Consider the following 2575-nt stretch of genomic DNA (forward strand, 5'->3'; position numbering starts at 1 on the left):
CGCCGCCCGCGCGCCGCGAGCGCGGCCAGCGTCGCGGCCCGGCTGGGCTCCTCGCACAGGCCGGTGCCGGTCGCCCAGAAGATGCGGGCGTCCCGGATCGCGCCGAGGTCGAGCTCGTGGGGGTGGATCTCCAGGTCGGGGGCCTTGGGGCGGCGGTAGAAGTAGAGGGGGAAGTCGTCCGGCGGGAAGATCTCGCAGAAGGTCAGGGGCGTGGGGTAGGCGGCGACGGGCGTCACCCACCGGTCGGAGACGCCGAAGTCGCGCAGCGCGTCGTGGAGGTAGTCGCCGAAGGGGTCGGCGCCGGTGCGGCTGATGAGCGCCGTGCGCCTGCCGAGCCGGGCGGCGGCGACGGCCACGTTCGCCGGCGAGCCGCCCAGGAACTTCCCGAAGGTCTCGGCCTTCGCCAGGGGCACGCCGGTCTGCAGGGGGTAGAGGTCCACGCCGACCCGGCCCATGGTGATCAGGTCGAACGGGGTGGGGGACGTACGCGGACTCGGCTGGCTCATCGGCGCCCTTCCTGACGATTCGGCTCAGGTCTAGCCGGGTCCGCCGGACCCTGTCAAGGATTTGTCCTTACATATAGACCTGAGCGGAACACGCCTTGACGTTACGTCCGTATGTCCGGACGAAGCCTTGACACTCCCCCGCCCCCCTAGGAAGCTACGGGCAATCCCGCCCTCGCCCGAGGAGAGCCACCATGCCCGCTCCCCACGCGACGCCCCCCACCGCCGGCCGCCGCCGCATCCGGGTCGGTTCCGCCCCCGACTCGTGGGGCGTCTGGTTCGCCGACGATCCCGCGCAGCTGCCGTGGCGGCGGTTCCTCGACGAGGTCGCGGAGGCGGGCTACGAGTGGATCGAGCTGGGCCCGTACGGCTATCTGCCGACCGACGCCGCCCGCCTGCGCGACGAGACGCAGCGGCGCGGCCTCACGGTCTCCGCCGGCACGGTCTTCACCGCGCTGCACCGCGGGCCGGCCGCCTGGGAGGCGACCTGGGAGCACGTCGCCCCGGTCGCCGGGCTCACCGCCGCGATGGGCGCCCGCCACCTGGTCGTCATCCCCTCCTTCTGGCGCGACGACAGGACCGCGGAGATCGTCGAGGACCCCGAGCTGAGCGCGGAGCAGTGGCGCCACCTCGCCGCCGGCACGGAGCGGCTCGCCCGCGAGGTCCGCGAGCGCTACGGGCTCGGCATCGTCGTCCACCCGCACGCCGACACCCACATCGACAGCGAGGCGCACGTCGAGCGCTTCCTGGACGCCACGGACGCGTCGCTGGTCAGCCTCTGCCTGGACACCGGGCACTACGCGTACTGCGGCGGGGACAGCGTCCGGCTCATCGAGACGTACGGGGAGCGGATCGGCTACCTCCACCTCAAGCAGGTCGACCCGGAGGTCCTCGCGGACGTCCTCGCCAAGGGGACGGCCTTCGGGCCCGCCGTGCGACAGGGCGTCATGTGCGAGCCGCCGCGGGGGGTTCCCGCACTGGAACCCGTCATCGAAGCGGCCTCCCGGCTGGACGCGGACCTGTTCGCCATCGTGGAACAGGACATGTACCCGTGCCCGCCGGACCGTCCGCTGCCGATCGCGCGGCGCACGCGGGGGTTCCTGCGCGGCTGCGGCGTCTGAGACGAGGAAAGTGAGACGCATGAAGCACCAAGGCACCCTCGGCGTCGCCGTCATCGGCACGGGGCGGATGGGGTCCGACCACATCCGGCGCATCGACGAGGTCATCAGCGGGGCCCGGGTGGCCGCGGTCATAGACGTCGACGGCGAACGCGCGGAGAAGGCGGCGGCGGGCATCCCCGGATGCGCGGCCCACACCGACGCCGCCGCGGCGATGGACGCGCCCGGCGTCGACGCCGTGCTCATCGCCTCGCCCGGGCCCGCGCACGAGGCGGCCCTGCTGGACGCGCTCGCGCGCGACCTGCCCGTGCTGTGCGAGAAGCCCCTCACGCCCGATCCGGCGTCCGCGCTGCGGGTGCTGGACGCCGAGGCCCGGCTCGGGCACCGGCGGGTGCAGGTGGGCTTCATGCGGCGCTACGACGCGGAGTACGTGCAGCTCAAGGCGCTGCTCGACGGCGGGGCGCTCGGACGGGCGCTGATGCTGCACTGCCGGCACCGCAACGTGGCCACGCCGCCCGGCTTCACCGAGGCGATGATGATCAACGACTCGGTGGTGCACGAGATCGATGCCACGCGGTGGCTCCTGAGGCAGGAGATCACGGCGGTGAGCGTGGTGAAACCGGCCCCCTCGTCCGCCGCGCCGGACGCCCTGAGCGACCCCCAGCTGGTCGTCCTGGAGACGTCCGGCGGGGCGGTCGCCGACGTCGAGATCTTCGTCAACTGCGGCTTCGGCTACCAGGTGCAGTGCGAGGCGGTGGCCGAGCGCGGCAGCGCGCGGCTCGGCGACGCGCACGGGCTGTACGTGAACGCGGCCGGCCGCTGGGGCGGCGCCGTCGCCCAGGACTACGTGGACCGCTTCCGCGACGCGTACGACCGCGAGGTCCAGCACTGGGTCGACGCCACGCGGCGCGGCGCGACGGAGGGGCCGAGCGCGTGGGACGGCTACGCGGCGGC

Annotated in this window: 3 protein-coding genes; 2 read left to right on the forward strand and 1 reads right to left on the reverse strand. The window is 73.7% G+C overall.

All coding sequences use genetic code 11. The features are described from left to right. The coding region (locus V7793_RS36280; protein WP_336013934.1) for a PfkB family carbohydrate kinase at positions 1-506 on the reverse strand (506 nt) is incomplete at its 3' end. A 191-nt stretch (positions 507-697) separates the two neighbouring features. On the opposite strand from V7793_RS36280, the gene V7793_RS36285 reads away from it, so the two are divergent. Together V7793_RS36285 and V7793_RS36290 are read left to right on the forward strand one after the other, a co-directional pair. Next, on the forward strand, positions 698-1624 hold the full coding sequence (locus V7793_RS36285) for a sugar phosphate isomerase/epimerase family protein (protein WP_336013935.1): 927 nt from the start codon (positions 698-700) through the stop codon (positions 1622-1624). Positions 1625-1643: 19 nt separating this feature from the next. Then, positions 1644-2575, forward strand: a 932-nt coding sequence (locus tag V7793_RS36290; RefSeq protein WP_336013936.1) for a Gfo/Idh/MocA family protein, incomplete at its 3' end; no start/stop codon positions are given.

This window comes from Streptomyces sp. KLMMK, assembly GCF_036961605.1.
Lineage (GTDB): Bacteria > Actinomycetota > Actinomycetes > Streptomycetales > Streptomycetaceae > Streptomyces > Streptomyces telluris.